Source organism: Pseudomonas putida (assembly GCF_050990305.1).
Taxonomy (GTDB): domain Bacteria; phylum Pseudomonadota; class Gammaproteobacteria; order Pseudomonadales; family Pseudomonadaceae; genus Aquipseudomonas; species Aquipseudomonas putida_AH.
Genome location: NZ_CP158817.1, coordinates 818,924 through 842,072 on the forward strand (window position 1 = coordinate 818,924; position 23,149 = coordinate 842,072).

Here is a 23,149-nt window from a genome sequence, read left to right on the forward strand (position 1 = left end):
CATCAGGACGGGCTGCCGAGGATTGTGAAAGTCCCGCATTGACGGGACTTGATCGGTGGACCGTAGCGGTACGTCAGGGTTCTGATTTTCTGTGTTGATACCCGCAAGAAACTACTGAACAGGCGATTGAATGCGCCTTACTTGAGGCCTTGTCATCAGGGCACCCTAGCCTGGGTAACGCGGTCCACCAGATAGACTAGTCCGTGGTAGTCGATTCCGCCGTGTTGTGTCAGGCCGATCTCGCAGGTGCGGCTGGTGGAAATACCCTCGCTGCACTGCTGTACCGCGTCCTTGAGCGTGCGCAGCGAATGGGCGTTCAATTGCGGCGTGGTGAAACCCTTGTCTCCGGCAAACCCGCAGCAGTGAATGCCTTCGGGGATGACAACGTGCTTGCTGCACTTGCGCGCCAGATCGATCAACGCCTGGCTTTCCCCCAGGTGCTGGGTACTGCAGGTGACATGCACGGCGATCGGTGTGTCCTGCGGGGTGAACTCCAGTCGGTCCATCAGATGCGTGCGAATGAAACGCACCGGGTCGTACAGATCCAGGCGCACGTCTCCAAGGTCTTGAGTCAGGCGCAAGGTGCAGGGGCTGGTGTCGCAATAGATCGGGTCGAGCCCGCCACGGCTGGCGTGGAGCAAGGCACCGATTAGCTCCTGGCGCTTGTGCTCGGCTTGTTCGGCATAGCCCTTGGAGGCAAACGGCTGGCCGCAGCAGAGGTTGTCCAGGTTGTCCGGGAAGACCACCTGATAACCGGCTTTTTCCAGCAAGCCGCGGGTTTTGTCGTACAACGACATTTGCTCCTTGTCGCCAGCCGCCGGCCCCATGGCCCGTGAAACACAGGCGGCCAGGTACACCACGCGCGGGCGCTCGTCCGTCACGGGTGGGCTGAAGCGGATCGCCCGTTCCGGTTGCGGCATGGCGTTGGTCCACTGCGGGATTTGCCCTTTGGACAGGCGCGTCACCGTCGCCGAAAGCCTGGCCAGTCGTGGCGCGCCCAGCAACATCCGCGCCCCGTTGGCCACGTGCAGGGTGAAGCGTGCACCTTGCAGTGCCGTGGCGAAATTTCCTTCCAGCCAGTTAGCGGTTTTCGTATGGGTAGCGTGCTGGCCGCGAAGCTTTTTCACCAGCTCACCGGTATTGATGCCTACCGGGCAACGTTGTGCACACAGACCCGTGGCGGCACAGGTGTCGATGCCTTGGTATTCATAAGCGGCCTCCAGTTCCTGTGTATTTACGCCGGCGCGTTTCTTCGCCTGAATGTCTCGCCAGATCACGATGCGCTGGCGCGGGCTCAGGGTCAGGCCTTTCGACGGGCAGACCGGCTCACAGAAACCGCATTCGATGCACTTGTCCACAATCTCGTCAGCCGCAGGCAACGGTTTGAGATGCTTGAGGTGTATCTGCGGATCTTCGCTGAGCACCACGTCCGGATTGAGAATGCCATTGGGGTCGAGCAGGCGCTTGAGCTGCCACATCAACTGGTAGGCATCGCTGCCCCATTCCAGTTCGACGAAGGGCGCCATGTTGCGCCCGGTGCCGTGTTCGGCCTTGAGCGAGCCACCAAACTCCACGGCGACCAACTGTGCCACGTCGTCCATGAACGCCTGGTAGCGTACGACTTCTTCCGGGCTGTTGAAGCCCTGGGTGAAGACGAAGTGCAGATTGCCTTCCAGTGCATGTCCGAAAAGGATCGCTTCGTCGTAGTGATGTTTGTCGAACAACTCGATCAGGCGGTTCACGCCGGTGGCCAGTTGTTCCACCGGAAAGGTCACGTCTTCGATGATCACCGTGGTGCCGGTTTTGCGCACCGCACCGACGGCCGGGAAGGTGTCTTTGCGGATCGCCCAGAGGCGGGCGTTTTCCAGTGGGTCTTCGGTGAAGTCGACTTGCTTCTCCACCGGAAACGAGGTCAGGGACGCCATGATTTGCGCCAGTTGTTCCTGTAGCAACGTAGACGACGCGGCTCGGGATTCGATCAGCAAGGCGCAGGCATTGTTCGACAGGTGCTGTACGAAAGCCGGCATGCCGGGTTTGTTCTGTACCGAGCGCAGACTGCGGCGATCCAGCAGTTCCACGGCGGACACTGGCTGGCTTTTGAGCACGGTGACCGCATTGCAGCAGGTTTCCACGTTTGGAAAGACGATCAGCGCCGAGGCTTTGTTCGGGTGGTCGATCACCGTGTCGTAGGTCACCGCGCTGATGAAGCCCAGGGTGCCTTCGGAGCCCACCAGCAAGTGGCTCAAGATATCCACAGGCTCGTCGTAATCCACCAGGGCGTTGAGTGACAGGCCGGTGGTGTTTTTCAGACGGTACTTGTGGCGAATCTTTTCAGCCAGTTCGGTGTTGGCGCGGGTCTCGCGGCCCAAGGTTGCCAGGCGTTCCAGCAACGTTGAATGACTTTGCCGAAACGCTGCGACGCTCGTCGCATCTTCAGTATCAAGACGGCTGCCATCGGCCAGCACCAGTCGAATCCCGGCCAGCGTGTGGTAGGTGTTTTGCGCCGTGCCGCAGCACATGCCGCTGGCGTTGTTGGCGACGATGCCGCCGATTTTGCAGGCGTTGATCGACGCCGGGTCTGGGCCGATCTTGCGCCCGAACGGCGCCAGCCAGGCATTGGCCTGAGCACCGATCACCCCCGGTTGCAGGCGGATTTGCGTGCCTTGGCCACGGATCTCGCGACCGTTCCAGTTATCCCCAAGGACGATCAGCACCGAATCGCTGATGGCCTGGCCGGACAGGCTGGTGCCGGCGGCGCGGAAGGTCACGGGGACCTGGTCGCGCTGTGCCAGCTTTAGCAGCGACACTACTTCCTCTTCCGACTCGACGCGGATCACCAGTTGCGGAATCAGGCGATAGAAACTGGCATCGGTGCCGAACGCGAGGGTCGACAACGGGTCGTCGAAACGTCGTTCCCGAGGAATCAGTTGCTGCGCATCACGCAGAAAAGCGGCCGGTAGACTCATTGGTCCTCCAGAATCAACACCACCAGATCTTTCGGGCCGTGGGCGCCGTAGGCCAGCACCTGCTCGATGTCGGCAGTCTTTGACGGACCGGACACGAGCAACGCGTTGGTCGGCATGCCCTGGGCCCATTCGAACTCCTGTTGCACCTGATAGAAGTTGTCACGGATTTCACTGGCCTTGAGAAGGGCGAAATGCACCGTTGGCGCCAGGCTCATCAGGCGCGGTTCCTCGCGCGTTGGCCAGAGAATCAGGCTACCGGTGGCAGCGATGGCGCCCAAAGTACCTGTCAGGCTCGCCGGGGTGTCGTTGAACAGTTCGGCTTTCCACTCTTCTACCGGGCGGTTGTAGGCCTTGAGTGTAGGCAGCGTCGGATTTTCCGCCCAATGCTGCGTGATCTGTTGGCCATGCTCGGTGGTCGGTGCGATCAGCAGGCTTGGCAGCTGACGATCCTGCAGCAGTTTGGCCAGCAAGCTTGGCCATTCTTGCGCCGAGGTCAGATGGATTTCCGTGTGCACTGCCTCCATCAGTTTGCGCAGTTGCGGGATGCGCTGTTCCGGGGTGTAGGTGTAGGGCACGGTCACCAGATCGACATCGAAGTTGTCAGGCACCGGTGTGGTGCCTGTCAGGCTTTTACGCAGTTTGCCGAGGATGTTTTGCTTGGCACTCATCAACGATCTCCCTGTTTGGCCAGATGCTCGCGAGCCATGTCGTGCAGTGAGCGGGCGGCGGGTTTTGGCGCGCTATGGTTTTGCGTCCAGGGGCCGACGTTGTTCGGCGTCAGCGCGCGCAGGCGGGTGGCGGCGAGGGTAAACAGGCGATACAGCGTCGGCGAACTGTTGAGTTTTGCCCAGGCGTTCCAGATAAACCGCTCTTTGCGCGAATATTTGCGGCCTTGGTCGCGCATCACGGGATTCGGGCTATCGGGTGCTTTGACGTTTTCTTCGCGCAGGCGCCGCAGCAGCGACGGGATTGGTATCTTGACCGGGCACACTTCACCGCAGGCACCGCACAACGAGGAAGCGCTCGGATGGTCCGGGACTTTTGTCAGGCCGACCATGTGCGGGGTGATGATTTTTCCGATAGGGCCGGGGTACACCTCGCCGTAGGCATGGCCGCCGATTCGGGTATAGACCGGGCAATGATTCATACACGCGCCGCAGCGGATGCAGTTCAGGCTCTGGCGTAATTCGCTGTCGGCAAACGCCTGGCTGCGACCGTTGTCCAGCAGCACCAGATGCACTTCCTGGGGGCCGTCGAGTTCATGTTCTTTGCGCGGGCCGGAAATCATGTTGACGTACGTGGTGATCGGAATGCCCAACGCTGATCGGGTCAGCAGCGACAGCAACGGCACTACGTCGCGCAGATTCTCCACGACTTTTTCGATGCCGGTGACGGCGATATGAACCGGTGGAACGGTAGTGGTCATGCGACCGTTGCCTTCGTTTTCCACCAGCAGCAGGGTGCCGGTTTCGGCCACGGCGAAGTTAACGCCGGAGACGCCGATGTCCGCTTCGAAGAACTTCTGCCGCAGGACCCTGCGACCGATCTGAATAAGCTGGTCAACGTCCTTGGTGTATTCCACGCCAAGTTTGTCGTGGAACAAGGACGCGACCTGACCGGCATTCTTGTGGATCGCCGGCATAATGATGTGTGAAGGCTTCTCGTGGTCGAGCTGGACGATGTACTCGCCCATGTCCGATTCCAGGCATTCAATGCCCTGTTCAGCGAGGACATGGTTCATCTCCATCTCTTCGCTGACCATCGATTTGCCCTTGATCACTTGCCGCCCCTCGTGAGCGCGGATGATCGAGAGAACGATGCCATTGGCCTCGTCCACCGTTTCCGCCCAGTGCACTGTCACACCGTTGCGGGTCAGGTTTTGTTCAAGCTGCTCGAGCAGGTCGGGCAGCTTGGATAATGCACGGGCGCGGACGGCATTGCCCAGCGCTCGCAGATGTTCTCGTTCGTGGGCATCGCCAAAGGCCATTGCCCGTTTGGTCATCAGTGAATCCATCGCCTTGCGAAAGTTGTTTCGCAATTGCGCGTCACCCAGCGCGTTATGTGCGCGGGTGCGGAAATCTTCTTCTACGGCGACCGTAGGAATAATCGTGGAAGCGTTCATTGCGCGCCTCCAGTTCTTTCCCAGAGAAAGCTGGCCAGGTGTTGGCCACGCAACGCTTCCTTCTGTTTCTCAAGAGATCCGTTGATGTTCATCAGGCAACCGCAGTCGGCACTCAGTACCTTGTGTGCGCCGGATTCCTTCAACGAACGGGTCTTGTCGGCGACCATCGCTCCGGAAATGTCCGGCATACGGACGCTGAAAGTCCCACCGAAGCCACAGCACTCGCTTTCGTGATCGTGATTGACCCGCTCGACGTTGTTCAGTTGCGACAACAGCTCACGCCCGTGCAAGTGAGTATTCATCTCGCGACGTGCCGAGCACGAGGTGTGCAGCGCCACTTTTACCGGCTCGCCGCTGTCCTTGAGCTGCACTTTGCAGACAAACAACAGAAACTCGGCCAATTCATAGGTTCTGGCCGCCAGGGCCTGAACCTGTTTCAAGGTTTCCGGTTCGTCCTTGAACAGGTCGGCATAGTGCTCGCGCAACATGCCGGCACAGGAGCCTGACGGCACCACCACCGGATAATCCCCGGCGAACAGCGCCAATTGCGAGCGTGCGACGGTCCGGGCCTGCTCGGTGTAACCCGAGGTGTAGGCCGGTTGTCCGCAGCAACTTTGCTCTTGCGGGTACTCGACACGGATGCCTTCGCGCTCCAGCAAGTGGATCGCGTCCATACCAGCCTGCGGGTAGAACAGATCCACTACGCAGGTCCCGAACAGGTACACCCGTTGCGGTTTCTCGCTGGGGTATTGCCGAGGCTCGGGCAGTGGCGGGGCGACGCGGGTCGCATTCGGCACAGCGTTGTAAAAAAGCTCGCTCATCAGGCGTGTCTCTCGGCCGGTTGTCCGTCCGTCGAGGCTGCTGAATATAGAGATGCAGGCTTTCAGCAGCCTTACAGACCGGGTTGTGAATAGCTGACGCCGGAGTGGTGGTCCGGCGTCGGTTTTTTTCAGGGTGGCCGTAGGACTCAGTGCACCAGCATGCCGGTGAACCAGTAGGCCTGGGCCAGGGTGATCAGGCCGACGATGGTGGCGAAGAACAGGCTGTGCTTGAGCGTGAAGCGGAACAGATCCGATTCCTTGCCCACCAGGCCAGTCGCGGCGCAAGCCACGGCGATCGATTGTGGCGAAATCATCTTGCCGGTCACGCCGCCGCTGGTGTTCGCCGCCACCAGCAAGGTGTCGTTGACGCCAATCTGGTGGGCGGTGGTCGATTGCAGTGAACTGAACAGCGCGTTCGACGATGTGTCGGAGCCGGTGAGGAACACGCCCAGCCAGCCGAGGAACGGCGAGAAGAACGGGAACGCTGCGCCGGTGCCGGCCAGTACCAGGGCCATGGTCGAAGACATGCCCGAGTAGTTGGTGACAAACGCGAACGCCAGCACCATGCCGATGGACAGGATCGGCCAGCGCAGTTCGTAGAAGGTTTCTTTCAAAGTGGTCAGACCAGTTTTGACATTGATTTTCAGAATCAGCATCGAGATCAATGCCGAGAAGAAAATCGCCGTACCGGTCGCCGAGATCGGGTCGAGCTTGAACACTGCCGGGATGGCGGTCGGCGCAGCCACGATCGGTGCAGTCTTGATCACCAGTTGATCAAGGTGCGGGATGGCGAAGTTGAACACCCAGCTGTACATCGATCCGCCGGCCGCAAACATTGCCTTGAATGGTTTCAGGGTCCAGATGGTGACGAGGACGGTGAGGATCAGGAACGGCGACCAGGCCTTGAAGATTTCGCCCAGGCTATAAGGCGAAGCCACGGTGGTGCGCTTCTGGCCGAAACCACCGGCGCTTTCGCTGACCACGGAAGCCGAGACGGCGCCGGCGATGTGCTGGCCGGCAGCACGTTTCGGTTGCCAGACTTTCAGGAACAGGGTCAGGGCAATCAGGCTGGCCAGGGCCGAAGTGATGTCCGGCAGTTCCGGGCCGATGAAGTTCGAGGTGAAGAATTGGGTGACGGCAAAGCTCAAGCCAGCGACCAGTGCAGCAGGCCAGGTTTCACGGACGCCACGCAGACCATCCATCATGAACACCAGCCAGAACGGCACGAACAGCGACAGAAGCGGCAATTGGCGACCGGCCATGGCGCCAATCTTGACCGCGTCGATGCCGGTGACTTGGCCGGCAACGATGATCGGAATACCCAGGGCGCCAAACGCCACCGGAGCGGTGTTCGCGATCAGGCACAGACCCGCTGCGTACAGCGGATTGAAGCCCAGGCCTACCAGCAGCGCAGCGGTAATTGCCACCGGCGCACCGAACCCGGCGGCACCTTCAAGAAAGGCGCCGAAGCAGAAGCCGATCAGCAACACTTGCAGGCGCTGGTCGTCGGTAATCGACAGTACCGAACTGCGGATCACTTCGAACTGGCCACTCTTGACCGTCAGTTTGTAGAGGAATACGGCCGCCACAATGATCCAGGCAATCGGCCACAGGCCATAGACGAAGCCATATCCGGCGGCAGCGAATGCCATGTCGACCGGCATCTGGAAGGCGAAGATTGCCACCAGGATCGACAAGGCCAGCGTGATGCTACCGGCCACATGACCTTTAAGGCGAAACACAGCCAAGGCCAGAAAGAAGAACACGATGGGGATGACGGCTGCGAGTGCGGATAAACCGAGGCTGCCGAGCGGGCTGTAGAGCTGTTGCCAGGTTTGCATATGGGGTGGCCCCTAATTGTTGTTGGTCAGGCACTGATCAGCGTTCTTGGATAATTGGTAAGACCAATTTACAATCGCTGTTGGGTAGGGTAAAAGTCTTGTGGGCGGTGTGTCAATTTGCCGCCCTAAAACTTTTGTCGAATGCGTGACCCTTCGCTTGTCTGGTTCGCTTGGCTGAATCTTGACTGACAGGTGCCGATGCCTTGTGGATAGGCCAGAATAGAGCCCCGGCGTGTCGTCGGATGGTGGAGAAATCGAGTTATGGGCTTTGATCAGATTCGTCAGCGCCGTTTGTCTGACGATATTGTCGAGCAACTGGAGGGCATGATCCTCGAAGGCACGCTGAAGGCGGGTGAGCGCTTGCCGGCCGAGCGAGCATTGGCTGAGCAGTTCGGTGTGTCGCGACCTTCGTTGCGCGAAGCCATTCAGAAGCTGGTCGCCAAGGGTTTGCTGGTCAGTCGCCAGGGCGGCGGCAATTATGTGGTGGAGTCCCTGGGGACGACCTTCAGTGATCCATTGCTGTTACTGCTTGAAAGCAACCCGGAGGCCCAGCGCGATCTGCTCGAGTTTCGTCATACCTTGGAAGCGTCCTGTGCGTATTACGCCGCATTGCGCGCTACGGATGTTGATCGTGAGCGGCTAACCGCGGCGTTCAATGAATTGCAGGACTGCTATTCGCGGCATGAGGAAGTGAGTCGGGCCGAAGAAGGCGCGGCGGATGCGAAATTCCATCTGGCGATTGCCGAGGCCAGTCATAACGCGGTGCTGCTGCACACCATTCGTGGCTTGTTTGACTTGCTCAAGCGCAACGTGGTGACCAACATTGGCGGCATGTACAAGCAGCGCACTGAAACCCGCGACATGCTGATCGAGCAGCACCGGGAGTTGTACCAGGCGATTATCGAAGGCAGGGCGGAGCAGGCACGTGAAGTCTCCAGTCGCCATATTCTCTATGTGCAGGAGGTGCTTGAGGAGGTGCGCCAGGAAGTGCAGCGCATGGCTAGGGCGGAGCGGCGCAAGGGGATGTGATTGCGCTTAAACGCAAAAAAGATCGCAGCCTTCGGCAGCTCCTACTGTAGGAGCTGCCGAAGGCTGCGATCTTTTTCGATGGCCCCGCAAACCTCAGGTCGGAAGAATTACTCTTCCTTGCCCTTGTTCCGCACGGCGCGTTGCAACTCGCGACCGGCGTCGCGTTCGCGCTCGGTATCACGCTTGTCATATTCCTTCTTGCCCTTGCCCAGAGCGATCTCGCACTTGACCATGTGCTTGCTCCAGTACCAGGACAGGCACACGCAGGCGTAACCCTTTTGCGCCACGGCGGCGGACAGTTTGTCCAGCTCGCGCCGGTTCAGCAGCAGCTTGCGCGTGCGCGTCGGGTCAGCGATGACGTGGGTGCTGGCGGTCGTCAGGGGTGTGATGTGACTGCCGAGCAGCCAGGCTTCGCCATCCTTGAGCAGGACATAACTGTCGACCAGTTGCAGCTTGTTCGCCCGCAAACTCTTTACTTCCCAGCCGGCCAGGACCAGACCAGCCTCGAACTTGTGTTCGATGAAGTAATCGTGTCGCGCCTTTTTATTTTGCGCGATGGTCCCTGTGGGGTGTTTCTTCTGTTTAGCCATAGGGGCGGCATTATAGGGAGTTGCAAGCAAGTCGGCTACGGTGATGCTACGTGCTTGAGCAGGTTGATCGAATCCCGGACAATGCGCGCTCTTTTTTGAATGCCGGAGTTTTCGTGAACGAGGGCGGTATGTTCCACCTCTAACAGTGGGGCGCCGCGAGCGGATTATTTCTTTGGTGTGATTGTTTTCTACACGTTGCGAACCATGTAGCCAGTCGGTGGTTTGTATTTCGTGGTGTTTGCAGGCTGGGCAATGGGCCGGGAAGCGGTGCACGACGAACTGTCGATCCGCACCCGGCATTGTTCGCCCGGTCTTTGTTCTTGATGCGCTATGTGGCGCCCATCGGCATTCTCGTAGTGTTTGCCGCCCAGCTGTGGAAGTGACGCTGACATGACGACACACATTTCACGTTCGGCCTTGCTGCCGTACCCGGCACAGGCCCTGTATGACCTGGTCAACGACGTGGCGCGATACCCGGAGTTTTTGCCGTGGTGCTCGTCCGCCGAAGTGTTGGAGAGTTCCTCCGAGCACATGCGCGCAAGCGTAGGTGTAGCCAAGGGAGGACTCAGCCAGCATTTCGTGACGCGCAATACCTTGGTTCCCGGTCAGTCAATTGAGATGAACCTTGAAGAAGGGCCGTTCACTCAACTGCACGGTGTCTGGGTGTTCAAGCCATTGGGCGAGAAGGCCTGCAAAATCAGTCTGGACCTGTCGTTCGATTATGCTGGGCCGATTATTCGCGCGACCCTTGGGCCATTGTTCAATCAGGCGGCCAATACGCTGGTGGATGCATTCTGCCAGCGGGCCAAGCAAATGTATGGTTGAGGCGAGAGGCGAAGTTGAGGTCGAGGTGGTGTATGCCGCCATTGATCGTCAGGTGCTGTTGTCGGTGACGGTGCCGGCAGGTACGACTGTTCGGGCGGCGTTGCTTGAGTCCGGGATTGGTCAGTCGTTCCCGGACCTGGATCTGGCAGGATGTACTGTGGGTATCTTCGGCAAGGTGATCGCTGATCCGGATATTCGTCCGGTTCAATCCGGGGATCGGATCGAGATTTACCGGCCACTGCTTGCTGATCCAAAAGAAGTCCGTCGACTCCGTGCGGCCAAAGCTGCCGAGGCCAAGGCCCGGAATCAGTAAGTGGTATAAATGCCAGGCAATAAAAAACCCGGGCATGCCGGGTTTTTTATTGCGTCGCAAATTATTGCGGCGAGGTTTCCAGTGGTTCTGGGGTCGGGACTGGAACAGTTTCTACACCGTCCACTTCCTTCTGGATCTGATCCAGCAGCGAGCCCGGCTTGACCGGCTTTTCCGGCTTCGGCTTCTCGGCGTTTTCAGCCGGTGCGGTCACGTTGGTGCCGCTGTCCTTTCCGAGAATGGCTTCGTCACGGCTCACGCCTGGCATGAAATCACCGGAGAGGCTGACAAGTTGATCATTTGAGTTGAAGATTACGCTAATGCGTTCCTGTTGGCGTTCACCGCCCCCTGGTTGCAGGCTGTATAGGTAATCCCAGCGATCGGCATGGAACGTGTCGGTCAACAGAGGGTTGCCCATAATAAACCTTACTTGCTTACGGGTCATTCCCGGGCGTAACTGGTCTATCATGTCCTGCGTGACGACATTGCCCTGCTGGATGTCGATTTTGTAAACCCCGGGGAATGAACAACCGGCGAGTGCGAGCAGTCCCACTAAGGTGAAACTGGTTAGCAAGAGCTTGGTGTTTTGCATCGGTGGGCGACTTCCACTATCTTGGCTGGGACAACGTAAACGCCGATCATACCCGCATTAAGAGAAGCTGCGAAGCAGCATCGCGAGAAAGCTGACCATGGTTGAAAATAGCGAACTACGCAAAGCCGGCCTCAAAGTGACCCTGCCACGGGTCAAAATTCTGCAAATGCTCGATTCTGCCGAGCAGCGCCACATGAGTGCCGAGGATGTCTACAAGGCACTGATGGAGGCTGGCGAGGACGTCGGTCTGGCCACGGTTTACCGTGTACTGACTCAGTTCGAGGCAGCTGGCCTAGTGGTGCGACACAACTTCGACGGAGGCCATGCGGTCTTCGAGTTGGACGACGGCAAGCATCACGACCATATGGTCAACGTCGAGACCAGCGAAGTGATCGAATTCTTCGACGAAGAAATCGAGCGCTTGCAGAAAGCGATCGTCGACAAATATGGCTTCGAGATGGTTGATCACAATCTGGTGCTGTACGTACGCAAGAAAAAGTAAGCATGTCGCGCGAACACAAGGTTCGCGAAACGAACGAAGGCGACCCAAGGGTCGCCTTCGTGCTTTCTATCGGTCTCAAACTTTTGCAGCGACCACCATTTTCTTGGCGTGGGCCAGGGATTCCTTGGTGAGGTCAATGCCGCCCAGCATTCGAGCCACCTCTTCGATGCGGTCGTTCTTGCTCAATTTCGAGACGGCGGTACGCGTCGCATCCTCGCCTCGTACTTTGTGCACAAATAGATGCTGATGACCTTGCGCAGCGACTTGTGGCAAATGAGTCACGGTCAGAACCTGGCCTCTTTCGCCAAGTCGACGCAGCAATTGACCGACGATCTCGGCTGTCGGGCCACCGATACCCACGTCCACTTCGTCGAACACCAGGGTCGGCACGCGAGAGGTTTGTGCGGTGATCACCTGGATGGCCAGGCTGATTCGCGACAGTTCGCCGCCGGAGGCGACTTTCGCCAAGGCTTTCAAAGGCTGTCCCGGGTTGGCGCTGACCAATAACTCCACCTGCTCAAGCCCGTTAGGCAGCAGCTCATCGCCGCTGTTGGGGCGTAGTTCAATGGTGAAGCGGCCACCGGGCATGCCCAGGCGCTGGATTTCCTGTTCCACGGCGCTGGCCAGGCTGCTGGATGCCTGTTGGCGCAAGTCGCTCAATTCCCGGGCCTTTTCCTGATAGTGACGGGCATAGGACGACAGCTCGCCACTCAGTCGCTCGATGGATTCGTCGTTGGCATTCAGGGTTTCGATTTCATCCAGCAGTTTCTGCTGCATTTCGGCGACTTCGGTGGGTTGAATGCGGTGTTTGCGAGCTAGGGTGTAGATCGAGTCGAGGCGCTCTTCCAGATACTGAAGGCGAGAGGGGTCGGCGTCGAAGTTGTCGAGGAAGCGGTTCAATTCGCCCACGGCTTCTTCGACCTGGATCTGTGCACTGGTCAGCAGGCTGCTGGCTTCGCCCAGCGCGCCGATTGAGTTGTTCACGCTCGACAGGCGGTTAAGGCTGGCGGTCAGGGCATTCAATACGTTGCCGGAATCACTTTCGCTGCATTGCTCGACCACTTGCCGGCAGATACCCAGCAGCGTTTCGGCATTGGTCAGGTTCTTGTGTTCCTGCTCAAGCTGCTCCAGTTCATTGTCGCCGAGGCCCAGGTTCTCCAGTTCTTCAAGTTGGTAGCTGAGCAGTTGGTGGCGGGCACGCTGCTCATCGCCGGAGTTGGAGAGTCGCTCCAGTTCCTGGCGAGTCTGGCGCCAGCGCTGGGCGGCCAGTTGCACCTGGCGGGCAAGGTCGGTCGCGCCGGCGTATTCGTCGAGTAGGCGGCGATGGGTGTCGGTCTTGAGCAGGGATTGGTGTTCGTGCTGGCTGTGGATGTCGATCAACAGTTCGCCTAGCGCCTTGAGGTCGCCCAGCGGGCAAGGCGTGCCGTTGATATAGCCGCGCGAACGGCCTTCTGCGGTAATCACTCGGCGCAGGATGCACGGGCCATCGTTTTCGAGGTCGCGCTCGGCCAGCCATGCTCCGGCTTCCGGAATATCGACGAGATCGAATGTTGCCAGGATGTCGGCCTTGTCTGCACCAGGTCGGACAACGCCGCTGTCGGCGCGATCGCCGAGGGTCAGGCCCAGGGCGTCGAGCATGATCGACTTGCCGGCGCCGGTTTCCCCTGTGATCACGCTCATCCCGCGATCGAGTTCGAGGTCGAGATGTTCAACGATGGCGTAGTTGTGTACGGACAGGTGCACCAGCATAAAGGCCGCTCCCAGGCATTAGGTCTGGTTATTTATACAGTGTTTTGTTTCGGGCTGACAATGCCCCTCGTTAGGTCGATTCGCTTGACCCGACGAAATCCTTAGCGCGCCCTGGAATGACAATGCAGGTGTTTTTTGTAGGGGTAATGTGTTGGTGCCCCTTGAAGCCCGATTTTGCGGCCCCATATAGCTGGGCAGAAGCGCGAGTCAGGCTCGCGGACGATATTGAAAGGAGAATTCTATGGCTGACGAACAGACAGTGGATACGCAAAACCCAGACGCTAACCAGGCGCCCGAGGCTTCGGGTGAAGACCTGGCGGCTCGTGTACAAGTGCTCGAAGAGCAACTGGCAGGCGCGCAGGATCAGGCTTTGCGTGTTGCCGCCGATCTGCAGAACGTCCGCCGTCGCGCCGAGCAGGATGTAGAAAAGGCTCACAAATTCGCGCTGGAGAAATTCGCCGGCGACCTGCTGCCGATCATCGACAGCCTGGAGCGCGGCCTGGAATTGTCCAGCCCGGATGACGAAAGCATCCGTCCGATGCGCGAAGGCATCGAGCTGACCCTGAAAATGTTCCAGGACACCCTGAAGCGTTATCAGCTGGAAGCGATCGATCCGCATGGCGAACCGTTCAATGCCGTTCTTCATCAGGCAATGGCCATGCAGGAAAGTGCTGACGTTGAGCCGAACAGCGTGCTCAAGGTTTTTCAGAAGGGCTACCAGCTCAACGGTCGCCTGCTGCGCCCGGCAATGGTCGTGGTCAGCAAGGCTCCGGCACCTGTTTCGCCTTCTATTGACGAGCAGGCTTGAAATTAGCCGTAAGGCCCCCATTTAGAAGTCAAGCGTTTAAGTGCTACCGCAGATGGCCACAACCACTGCGGCAACCAAATCCAAAGTTTCGGGAGAGTGAACATGGGCAAAATTATCGGTATCGACCTGGGGACTACCAACTCCTGCGTCTCCGTGCTGGAAAACGGCACAGCCAAAGTGATTGAAAACGCTGAAGGCGCGCGTACCACGCCGTCGATCATCGCGTACGCCAACGATGGCGAAATCCTGGTCGGCCAGTCGGCCAAGCGTCAGGCTGTGACCAACCCGCACAACACCCTGTACGCAGTAAAGCGTCTGATCGGCCGCCGCTTCGAAGAAGATGTGGTTCAGAAAGACATTCAGATGGTCCCTTACAAGATCGTCAAGGCTGACAACAGCGACGCCTGGGTTGAAGTGAACGGCCAGAAAATGGCGCCGCCACAAATCTCGGCTGAAATTCTGAAGAAAATGAAGAAGACTGCCGAAGACTACCTCGGCGAGCCAGTGACTGAAGCGGTGATCACCGTTCCGGCCTACTTCAACGACAGCCAGCGTCAAGCCACCAAAGACGCCGGCCGCATCGCGGGCCTGGACGTAAAACGTATCATCAACGAACCAACCGCGGCTGCTCTGGCTTACGGCATGGACAAGGCCAAAGGCGACCACACTGTGATCGTTTATGACCTGGGTGGCGGTACTTTCGACGTTTCCGTGATCGAAATCGCCGAAGTCGATGGTGAGCACCAGTTCGAAGTGTTGGCCACCAACGGTGATACCTTCCTGGGTGGTGAAGACTTTGACATTCGTCTGATCGACTACCTCGTCGACGAGTTCAAGAAAGAAAGCGGCATGAACCTCAAAGGTGACCCGCTGGCGATGCAGCGCCTGAAAGAAGCTGCTGAAAAAGCCAAGATCGAGCTGTCGTCCGCTCAGTCGACCGACGTGAACCTGCCGTACATCACTGCAGACGCCACCGGTCCTAAGCACCTGAACGTGAAGATCTCCCGCGCCAAGTTGGAAGCGCTGGTAGAAGACCTGGTTCAACGCACCATCGAGCCTTGCCGCATCGCTCTGAAAGACTCCGGTATCGATGTTGGCTCGATCAACGATGTGATCCTGGTTGGCGGTCAGACTCGTATGCCGCTGGTTCAGAAGCTGGTCACCGAGTTCTTCGGTAAAGAAGCTCGTAAAGACGTGAACCCGGACGAAGCTGTTGCCATGGGTGCCGCGATTCAGGGTGCTGTTCTGGCTGGTGACGTGAAAGACGTTCTGCTGCTGGACGTCAGCCCGCTGACCCTGGGTATCGAAACCATGGGTGGCGTGATGACCGCGCTGATCGAGAAAAACACCACGATTCCTACCAAGAAATCGCAAGTGTTCTCGACTGCCGACGACAACCAGGGTGCCGTGACCATTCACGTGCTGCAGGGTGAGCGTAAGCAAGCGGCTCAGAACAAGTCTTTGGGCAAGTTCGACCTGGCCGAGATTCCACCAGCACCACGTGGCGTGCCACAAATCGAAGTGACCTTCGACATCGACGCCAACGGCATTCTGCACGTAGGTGCCAAGGACAAGGCCACCGGCAAGACTCAGTCGATCGTGATCAAGGCCAACTCCGGTCTGTCCGACGAAGAGATCGAGCGCATGGTGCGTGATGCCGAGGCCAATGCCGAGGAAGACCGCAAGTTCGAAGAACTGGCCGCTGCCCGTAACCAGGGTGATGCACTGGTTCACTCGACGCGCAAAATGGTCGCTGATGCTGGCGACAAGGTAAGCGCTGAAGAGAAGACCGCAATCGAAGCGGCCGTGGTTGCCCTGGAAGCTGCTGTTAAAGGCGACGACAAGGCGGCTATCGAAGCCAAGGTTGAAGAGCTGTCCAAGGTCTCCGCACCAGTGGCTCAGAAGATGTACGCCGAACAGGCTCAGCCTGCTGAAGGCGCGGCACCGCACGACGACAAGGCAGAAAAGGCTGACGACGTTGTCGATGCCGAGTTCGAAGAAGTCAAAGACCACAAGTAAGTTGTTGGTCGGCCGGTTGACTGCCTTGAGGCGGTGACTGGTAGGATGTCGCCGCGCGGGAGCCTGCTCCCGCGTTGGCGTGTCTGGAGTACACGAATTTTTACAGCATGCGACAGTGTTCGCGTGTTGGTGGCATGGTCGGGAATGCTCCTGCTTTCCGAGCTGAAAGTGCCGCATTGAAACAAAGACCAGGATCGTTGAATTGACGTGAGTTGGGTCCGGGCCTGTATTGGGGCTCAACGAGTTTGGCGAAGCTCAGGAGAGGTTGGCCGAACGTCCTCAAGAGTGCAGAAGACATATGGCAAAGCGTGACTATTACGAAGTATTGGGTGTTGAGCGAGGTTCAAGCGAGGCGGACCTGAAAAAGGCCTACCGTCGCCTGGCGATGAAGCATCACCCGGACCGTAATCCCGATGACAAAGCATCGGAAGAGAAATTCAAGGAGGCCAACGAGGCCTACGAAGTGCTGTCCGACTCCAGCAAGCGTGCAGCCTACGACCAATATGGTCATGCGGGTGTCGACCCGAGCATGGGTGGTGGCGGTGCCGGTTTCGGTGGTCAGAACTTCTCCGACATCTTTGGCGATGTCTTCAGTGACTTCTTCGGTGGCGGTCGCGGTGGTTCCCGTGGCGGTGCTCAGCGCGGCAGCGATTTGCGTTACACCCTGGAGCTGGATCTGGAAGAAGCGGTGCGTGGCACGACCGTGAATATCCGCGTTCCGACGCTGGTCAACTGTAAGCCGTGCGACGGCTCCGGTGCCAAGAAAGGCTCTTCGCCGGTTACCTGTCCGACTTGTGGTGGTATCGGTCAGGTGCGTATGCAGCAAGGCTTCTTCTCGGTGCAGCAGACCTGCCCGCGCTGCCATGGCCAAGGCAAGATCATTTCCGATCCGTGCGATTCCTGCCACGGCGAAGGTCGTGTCGAAGAATACAAGACCCTGTCGGTGAAGGTGCCGGCCGGTGTTGATACCGGTGATCGCATTCGCTTGTCGGGCGAAGGCGAGGCGGGCGCTCAAGGTGGGCCAACCGGCGATCTGTACGTGGTGATCAATGTGCGCGAGCACTCGATCTTCCAGCGCGATGGCAAGCACCTGTTCTGTGAGGTGCCGATCAGCTTCGTCGATGCGGCACTGGGTGGCGAGCTGGAAATTCCGACCCTCGATGGTCGGGTCAAGCTGAAGATCCCTGAGGGGACTCAGACCGGCAAGCAGTTCCGTGTTCGTGGCAAGGGCGTTGCTCCTGTGCGTGGCGGTGGTGCTGGTGACTTGATGTGCCGTGTGGCGGTCGAGACGCCGGTCAATCTGAGTCGTCGTCAGCGCGAGATGCTGGAGGAGTTCCGCAGTTCGCTCGCGGACGACAATAGTCATTCGCCGAAAACCACGGGCTGGTTCGAAGGCGTGAAGCGCTTCTTCGGCGACTTGTAAGGAGACTGGCATGCGACGTATTGCTGTGATGGGCGCCGCCGGGCGCATGGGCAAAACCTTGATCGAGGCGGTGCATCAAGCGCCTGGCGCGGGGTTGACGGCAGCGGTGGATCGTCCTGATAGCACGCTGGTCGGCGCTGATGCTGGCGAACTGGCTGCGCTGGGTCGTATCGGCGTGCCGCTGTCCGGTGATCTGGATCGAGTGGCTGACGAGTTCGACGTGTTGATCGATTTCACGCACCCGACGGTGACCTTGAAGAATCTCGCGTTCTGCCGCAAACACGGTAAGGCGATGATCATCGGTACCACCGGTTTCAGCGTTGAAGAGAAACAGTTGCTGGCCGAGGCGGGCAAGGATATCCCGATCGTCTTCGCGGCCAACTTCAGTGTCGGTGTAAACCTGTGCCTGAAGCTGCTCGATACGGCCGCTCGTGTGCTGGGTGATGACGTCGATATCGAAATCACCGAAGCTCACCATCGACATAAGGTCGATGCACCCTCGGGGACCGCTGTGCGCATGGGTGAGGTTATTGCCGATGCCTTGGGTCGAGACCTGAAGAAGGTGGCGGTTTATGGTCGTGAAGGTCAGACGGGTGCCCGTGATCGCGAAACGATTGGCTTTGCCACTGTGCGTGCGGGTGACATTGTGGGTGATCACACTGTGCTGTTCGCCGCCGATGGCGAGCGCGTCGAGATCACTCATAAAGCGTCCAGTCGCATGACTTTCGCCAAGGGCGCGGTGCGTGCTGCGCTCTGGCTGGATGGGCGCGAGCCTGGTCTGTACGACATGCAAGACGTGCTCGACTTGCGTTAAGATGCGCTCGAAATCGGGCTCGAACCCAGCGTTTGAGCCCGGTTTTACTCCGCCAAGCGACGACCTGTCGCATTCTCTGGCCTTTCGGGCTCATTGGCGGTAGACCAAAAATGCCTTTTTCTGTAAGCTACAGCTTTAGTGTGTCCACTAAAAGCGCGCAGAATAATTCAGTGAAGAAGCGGGGTGACGTGTCCATACGTCACTCCGCTTTTTTACAACCTGCGATCGCCCTTTCAGGCTTTATTTACGGGAGGTCTTCTTGACTAAGCCAGCCATACTCGCCCTTGCTGATGGCAGCATTTTTCGCGGCGAAGCCATTGGAGCCGACGGTCAGACCGTTGGTGAGGTGGTGTTCAACACCGCAATGACCGGCTATCAGGAAATCCTTACCGATCCTTCCTACGCCCAACAGATCGTTACCCTGACTTACCCGCACATCGGCAATACCGGCACCACGCCGGAAGACGCCGAATCGAACCGCGTCTGGTCCGCTGGCCTGGTTATCCGTGACCTGCCACTGGTGGCGAGCAACTGGCGTAACACCATGTCCCTGTCCGATTACCTGAAGGCCAACAACGTTGTAGCCATCGCTGGTATCGACACTCGTCGCCTGACGCGCATCCTGCGTGAAAAAGGCGCGCAGAACGGCTGCATCATGGCCGGTGACAACATTACCGAAGAAGCCGCCATCGCCGCTGCCCAGGGATTCCCTGGTCTGAAAGGCATGGATCTGGCGAAAGTCGTCAGCACAAAAGACACTTACGAGTGGCGCTCGACCGTCTGGGATCTGAAAACCGACAGCCACGCGACCATCGAAGCATCCGAGCTGCCTTACCACGTTGTGGCCTATGACTACGGCGTCAAGGTGAACATCCTGCGCATGCTGGTCGAGCGCGGTTGCCGTGTGACTGTGGTCCCTGCGCAAACGCCTGCTGCCGATGTGTTGGCAATGAATCCGGATGGCGTGTTCCTGTCCAACGGCCCTGGTGATCCGGAGCCTTGCGACTATGCCATCCAGGCGATCAAGGACGTGTTGGAAACCGAGATTCCGGTATTCGGTATCTGCCTCGGTCACCAACTGCTGGCCCTGGCTTCCGGCGCCAAGACTCTGAAAATGGGCCACGGCCACCACGGTGCCAACCATCCGGTCCAGGATCTGGACACCGGTGTTGTGATGATCACCAGCCAGAACCACGGTTTTGCGGTTGACGAAGAAACCCTGCCAGCCAACGTCCGTGCGATCCACAAATCGCTGTTCGACGGCACCCTGCAAGGGATCGAGCGCACCGACAAGAGCGCTTTCAGCTTCCAGGGTCACCCGGAAGCCAGCCCTGGCCCGAACGACGTAGCGCCATTGTTCGATCGCTTCATCAATGAGATGGCCAAGCGACGCTGATCGCTCGCCCTGATGTAGCAAAACCTGAGGGTGGTCCCGGCACCGGTGGCCCCCTCAGGTCTTCAGAGATTGAACAAGACGGCTTGCCGACTGACCTGCGGATTTGAGTGACAAACCCATGCCAAAACGTACAGACATTAAAAGCATCCTGATTCTCGGCGCTGGCCCGATCGTAATCGGCCAGGCCTGCGAATTCGACTACTCCGGCGCCCAGGCCTGTAAAGCCCTGCGCGAAGAGGGTTACCGCGTCATCCTGGTGAACTCCAACCCGGCCACCATCATGACCGACCCGGCCATGGCCGACGCCACTTACATCGAGCCGATCAAGTGGCAGACCGTTGCCAAGATCATCGAGAAAGAACGCCCAGACGCGCTGCTGCCTACCATGGGCGGCCAGACGGCGCTGAACTGCGCCCTTGATCTGGAGCGCGAAGGCGTTCTGGAGAAGTTCGGCGTGGAAATGATTGGTGCCAATGCCGATACCATCGACAAGGCTGAAGACCGTTCCCGTTTCGACAAGGCCATGAAGGCAATCGGTCTGGCGTGCCCACGCTCCGGTATCGCTCACAGCATGGAAGAGGCCAACGCGGTTCTCGAGAAACTGGGCTTCCCGTGCATCATCCGTCCGTCGTTCACCATGGGCGGCACCGGTGGCGGTATCGCTTATAACCGTGAAGAATTCGAAGAGATCTGCGCCCGTGGTCTGGACCTGTCGCCGACCAAAGAGCTGCTGATCGACGAATCGCTGATCGGCTGGAAAGAATACGAGATGGAGGTTGTCCGCGATAAGAAGGACAACTGCATCATCGTCTGCTCCATCGAAAACTTCGACCCGATGGGTGTGCACACCGGTGACTCGATTACCGTGGCGCCTGCGCAAACCCTGACCGACAAGGAATACCAGATCCTGCGTAACGCCTCCCTGGCGGTATTGCGCGAGATCGGCGTGGAAACCGGTGGTTCCAACGTCCAGTTCGGTATTTGCCCAAACACTGGTCGCATGGTCGTCATCGAGATGAACCCGCGCGTGTCCCGCTCCTCGGCGCTGGCTTCGAAAGCCACCGGCTTCCCGATTGCCAAGGTCGCGGCCAAACTGGCGGTGGGTTACACCCTGGACGAGTTGTCGAACGACATCACCGGCGGCAAGACCCCGGCGTCCTTCGAGCCATCCATCGACTACGTCGTGACCAAGCTGCCACGTTTTGCCTTCGAGAAGTTCGCCAAGGCTGACGCGCGCCTGACCACTCAGATGAAGTCGGTCGGCGAAGTCATGGCTATTGGCCGTACCTTCCAGGAATCTTTGCAGAAAGCCCTGCGCGGCCTGGAAGTCGGTGTTTGTGGCCTGGACGAGAAGGTTGATCTGAGCAACCCGGAAAGCATGGGTGTACTCAAGCGCGAGCTGACCGTGCCGGGCGCCGAGCGTATCTGGTACGTGGCGGACGCAATGCGCGCCGGCATGAGTGTTGAAGATATCTTCGGCATGACCATGATCGATCCTTGGTTCCTGGTTCAGATGGAAGATCTGATCAAGGACGAAGAGAAGGTCAAGACCCTGGGTCTGACCAGCATCGACCGCGACTTGATGTTCCGCCTCAAGCGCAAAGGTTTCTCTGACCAGCGTCTGGCCAAGTTGCTGGGTGTGACCGAGAAGAGCTTGCGTGCTCATCGCCACAAGCTGGAAGTATTCCCGGTCTACAAGCGCGTCGACACCTGTGCCGCCGAGTTTGCTACCGACACTGCGTACCTGTACTCCACGTACGAAGAAGAGTGCGAAGCCGCACCATCGGGTCGCGACAAGATCATGATTCTGGGCGGCGGTCCGAACCGTATCGGCCAGGGCATCGAGTTCGACTACTGCTGTGTGCACGCGGCACTGGCCCTGCGTGATGACGGGTACGAGACCATCATGGTCAACTGCAACCCGGAAACCGTATCCACTGACTATGACACTTCCGATCGCCTGTACTTCGAGCCAGTGACTTTGGAAGATGTGCTGGAAATCGTTCGCGTCGAGAAGCCAAAAGGCGTGATCGTCCAGTACGGCGGTCAAACCCCTCTGAAGCTGGCTCGTGCCCTGGAAGCCGCTGGTGTGCCGATCATCGGTACCAGCCCTGATGCAATCGACCGCGCCGAAGACCGTGAACGCTTCCAGCAGATGGTCCAGCGCCTGAACCTGCGTCAGCCGCCAAACGCCACCGTGCGCAGCGAAGACGAAGCCGTTCGTGCTGCGGCGAAGATCGGTTACCCGCTGGTGGTGCGTCCATCCTACGTGTTGGGCGGCCGGGCAATGGAAATCGTCTACAAGGAAGAAGAGCTCAAGCGTTACCTGCGCGAAGCGGTGCAAGTGTCCAACGACAGCCCGGTGCTGCTGGATCACTTCCTCAACTGCGCCATCGAAATGGATGTGGATGCAGTCAGCGACGGTAAAGATGTTGTGATCGGTGCGATCATGCAGCACATCGAGCAGGCCGGTGTTCACTCCGGTGACTCCGCGTGCTCGCTGCCGCCGTACTCGCTGCCGGCGCACATCCAGGACGAGATGCGCGAACAGGTCAAGAAAATGGCCCTGGAGTTGGGCGTGGTCGGCCTGATGAACGTACAGTTGGCGCTGCAAGGCGAAGACATCTACGTCATCGAAGTCAATCCACGTGCTTCCCGTACCGTGCCGTTCGTGTCCAAGTGCATCGGTGTTTCCCTGGCGATGATCGCCGCACGTGTGATGGCAGGTAAGTCCTTGAAAGAACTGGGCTTCACCAAGGAAATCATTCCGAACTTCTACAGCGTGAAAGAGGCGGTGTTCCCATTCGCCAAATTCCCTGGTGTTGACCCGATCCTCGGCCCAGAGATGAAATCGACGGGCGAAGTCATGGGCGTCGGTGACACCTTCGGTGAGGCGTTCGCCAAGGCTCAGATGGGCGCCAGCGAAGTGCTGCCGACCGGCGGTACTGCGTTTATCAGCGTACGTGATGACGACAAGCCACTGGTTGCAGGCGTGGCCCGTGATCTGATCAACTTGGGCTTTGAAGTGGTTGCCACTGTCGGTACTGCCAAGCTGATTGAAGCGGCAGGCCTGAAAGTGCGCCGCGTGAACAAGGTGACCGAGGGCCGTCCGCACGTGGTCGACATGATCAAGAATGACGAAGTCACTTTGATCATCAATACCACCGAAGGTCGCCAGTCGATCGCTGACTCCTACTCCATTCGTCGCAATGCCCTGCAGCACAAGATCTACTGCACCACTACCATTGCTGCTGGCGAAGCGATCTGCGAAGCGCTGAAGTTCGGTCCGGAGAAGACCGTACGCCGCTTGCAGGATCTACACGCAGGATTGAAGGCATGAGC

Annotated in this window: 18 protein-coding genes and 1 pseudogene; 11 read left to right on the plus strand and 8 right to left on the minus strand. The window is 58.7% G+C overall.

Going from position 1 to position 23,149, the window contains the following annotated elements; all coding sequences use genetic code 11:
* Positions 1-155: 155 nt before the first annotated feature.
* From ABTV22_RS03650 to ABTV22_RS03670, 5 genes are all read right to left on the minus strand, one after another.
* On the minus strand, positions 156-2,966 hold the full coding sequence (locus tag ABTV22_RS03650) for an FAD-binding and (Fe-S)-binding domain-containing protein (RefSeq protein ID WP_433738606.1): 2,811 nt from the start codon (positions 2,964-2,966) through the stop codon (positions 156-158).
* A complete protein-coding gene (locus ABTV22_RS03655) occupies positions 2,963-3,634 on the minus strand; it encodes a LutC/YkgG family protein (protein WP_433738607.1) in 672 nt (223 codons plus the stop codon). The genes ABTV22_RS03650 and ABTV22_RS03655 overlap by 4 nt, the downstream gene beginning before the upstream one ends.
* Positions 3,634-5,088, minus strand: coding sequence for a LutB/LldF family L-lactate oxidation iron-sulfur protein (locus tag ABTV22_RS03660; protein WP_433738608.1), 1,455 nt, complete (start codon positions 5,086-5,088; stop codon positions 3,634-3,636). Before ABTV22_RS03660 ends, ABTV22_RS03655 begins: the two co-directional genes overlap by 1 nt.
* Entirely contained in the window at positions 5,085-5,909 is an 825-nt protein-coding gene (locus ABTV22_RS03665; RefSeq protein ID WP_433738609.1) for a (Fe-S)-binding protein, read from the minus strand. Before ABTV22_RS03665 ends, ABTV22_RS03660 begins: the two co-directional genes overlap by 4 nt.
* A 146-nt stretch (positions 5,910-6,055) precedes the next feature.
* A complete protein-coding gene (locus tag ABTV22_RS03670) occupies positions 6,056-7,750 on the minus strand; it encodes a lactate permease LctP family transporter (RefSeq protein ID WP_433738610.1) in 1,695 nt (564 codons plus the stop codon).
* Between the two features lie 261 nt (positions 7,751-8,011).
* On the opposite strand from ABTV22_RS03670, the gene ABTV22_RS03675 reads away from it, so the two are divergent.
* Entirely contained in the window at positions 8,012-8,779 is a 768-nt protein-coding gene (locus ABTV22_RS03675) for an FCD domain-containing protein (RefSeq protein WP_433738611.1), read from the plus strand.
* 107 nt (positions 8,780-8,886) lie between these two features.
* Here the strand turns inward: ABTV22_RS03675 and smpB are convergent, their stop codons facing one another.
* Entirely contained in the window at positions 8,887-9,369 is a 483-nt protein-coding gene (gene smpB, locus ABTV22_RS03680) for an SsrA-binding protein SmpB (RefSeq protein WP_433738612.1), read from the minus strand.
* A gap of 101 nt (positions 9,370-9,470) precedes the next feature.
* Here smpB and ABTV22_RS03685 point away from each other — a divergent pair.
* The 3 genes and pseudogenes from ABTV22_RS03685 to ABTV22_RS03695 all read left to right on the plus strand — a co-directional run.
* Positions 9,471-9,752: pseudogene (locus tag ABTV22_RS03685) on the plus strand (sodium-dependent transporter); the annotation flags it as partial.
* 7 nt (positions 9,753-9,759) lie between these two features.
* Positions 9,760-10,194 (plus strand): type II toxin-antitoxin system RatA family toxin, encoded by a 435-nt coding sequence (locus tag ABTV22_RS03690; protein ID WP_433738613.1) that lies wholly within the window; start codon positions 9,760-9,762, stop codon positions 10,192-10,194.
* Positions 10,187-10,507, plus strand: coding sequence for an RnfH family protein (locus ABTV22_RS03695; RefSeq protein ID WP_433738614.1), 321 nt, complete (start codon positions 10,187-10,189; stop codon positions 10,505-10,507). Before ABTV22_RS03690 ends, ABTV22_RS03695 begins: the two co-directional genes overlap by 8 nt.
* 61 nt (positions 10,508-10,568) lie before the next feature.
* Here the strand turns inward: ABTV22_RS03695 and ABTV22_RS03700 are convergent, their stop codons facing one another.
* Positions 10,569-11,096 carry an outer membrane protein assembly factor BamE gene (locus ABTV22_RS03700; protein WP_433738615.1) on the minus strand — a complete coding sequence of 176 codons (528 nt, stop codon included), beginning with the start codon at positions 11,094-11,096 and terminating at the stop codon, positions 10,569-10,571.
* Positions 11,097-11,193: 97 nt separating this feature from the next.
* On the opposite strand from ABTV22_RS03700, the gene fur reads away from it, so the two are divergent.
* Positions 11,194-11,598, plus strand: coding sequence for a ferric iron uptake transcriptional regulator (gene fur, locus ABTV22_RS03705; RefSeq protein ID WP_003197684.1), 405 nt, complete (start codon positions 11,194-11,196; stop codon positions 11,596-11,598).
* 75 nt (positions 11,599-11,673) lie between these two features.
* Here fur and recN read toward each other — a convergent pair whose 3' ends face one another.
* Positions 11,674-13,347: a DNA repair protein RecN gene (gene recN, locus ABTV22_RS03710; protein WP_433738616.1), complete on the minus strand. Its 1,674-nt coding sequence runs from the start codon at positions 13,345-13,347 to the stop codon at positions 11,674-11,676.
* Positions 13,348-13,588: 241 nt separating this feature from the next.
* Here recN and grpE point away from each other — a divergent pair, with 241 nt between their 5' ends.
* The 6 genes from grpE (at position 13,589) to carB (ending at position 23,147) form a co-directional block, all read left to right on the plus strand.
* Positions 13,589-14,155, plus strand: a complete 567-nt coding sequence (gene grpE / locus ABTV22_RS03715) for a nucleotide exchange factor GrpE (protein ID WP_433738617.1) — start codon at positions 13,589-13,591, stop codon at positions 14,153-14,155.
* Between the two features lie 102 nt (positions 14,156-14,257).
* Complete coding sequence (gene dnaK / locus ABTV22_RS03720; protein WP_433738618.1) at positions 14,258-16,174, plus strand: molecular chaperone DnaK; 1,917 nt, start codon at positions 14,258-14,260, stop codon at positions 16,172-16,174.
* A 298-nt stretch (positions 16,175-16,472) separates the two neighbouring features.
* A complete protein-coding gene (gene dnaJ, locus ABTV22_RS03725) occupies positions 16,473-17,597 on the plus strand; it encodes a molecular chaperone DnaJ (protein WP_110966284.1) in 1,125 nt (374 codons plus the stop codon).
* A gap of 10 nt (positions 17,598-17,607) precedes the next feature.
* Positions 17,608-18,411, plus strand: a complete 804-nt coding sequence (gene dapB / locus ABTV22_RS03730; protein WP_433738619.1) for a 4-hydroxy-tetrahydrodipicolinate reductase — start codon at positions 17,608-17,610, stop codon at positions 18,409-18,411.
* Positions 18,412-18,670: 259 nt separating this feature from the next.
* Positions 18,671-19,807 carry a glutamine-hydrolyzing carbamoyl-phosphate synthase small subunit gene (gene carA / locus ABTV22_RS03735; RefSeq protein WP_433738620.1) on the plus strand — a complete coding sequence of 379 codons (1,137 nt, stop codon included), beginning with the start codon at positions 18,671-18,673 and terminating at the stop codon, positions 19,805-19,807.
* Positions 19,808-19,925: 118 nt separating this feature from the next.
* Complete coding sequence (carB, locus tag ABTV22_RS03740) at positions 19,926-23,147, plus strand: carbamoyl-phosphate synthase large subunit (protein WP_433738621.1); 3,222 nt, start codon at positions 19,926-19,928, stop codon at positions 23,145-23,147.
* The last annotated feature ends 2 nt before the right edge of the window (positions 23,148-23,149 follow it).